Here is a 676-nt window from a genome sequence, read left to right as displayed (position 1 = left end):
TTTGAATAAATTTCACAATCAATACTTTTTTGGATATAATTACGGCAATTAAAAGGATCAAAATGTACCAACTCGCAGCCAAACTATTTCCTATATCTCGCTCTATCACAGGTCAAGGCTTTCGTGATAGTTTGGTTATCTTAGACAATGAGCTTGGCAATATTATGAAATTTCATGAGATAAAAAGCGGCGAAGCGGTCTTTGACTGGATTGTGCCTGATGAATGGAATGTAAAAGATGCTTACATCATCACACCAGATGGGCGTAAAATTTGTGACTTTAAGCAAAACAATCTACATCTGCTTGGATACTCACAGCCAATACATGCAAAACTAAGCCTTGATGAGCTAAGCAAACACCTTTACTCACTACCCGACAAACCAGATGCCGTGCCATATGTGACTAGCTACTATAAAAAACGATGGGGATTTTGCATTAGCCAAAACGAAAGAAAAACCTTAAAAGATGGCATTTATGAGGTTTTTATAGATAGCACTCACGATAAAAATGGCGTTTTAAACTACGCTGATTTTATAATACCAGCAAGCAATAATACAAACGACGAAATTCTCATCTCAACCTATCTTTGTCATCCATCAATGGCAAATAATGAACTAAGCGGACCAGTAGTTGCCACCCACCTTGCAAAATGGCTGCGAGAGAGAGAGAGAGAGAG

The 676-nt window shown here is 38.0% G+C and carries 1 protein-coding gene; it reads left to right on the top strand.

Going from position 1 to position 676, the window contains the following annotated elements:
* Positions 1–62: 62 nt before the first annotated feature.
* Positions 63–676, top strand: a 614-nt coding sequence (locus tag LQU93_RS09905; protein WP_229933721.1) for a DUF2172 domain-containing protein, incomplete at its 3' end; no start/stop codon positions are given.

The organism is Campylobacter majalis, from assembly GCF_905120465.1.
GTDB classification, from domain to species: domain Bacteria; phylum Campylobacterota; class Campylobacteria; order Campylobacterales; family Campylobacteraceae; genus Campylobacter_A; species Campylobacter_A majalis.
Note: the sequence above shows the minus strand (reverse complement) of the source record. Positions and strands in the feature narration are given on the sequence as shown.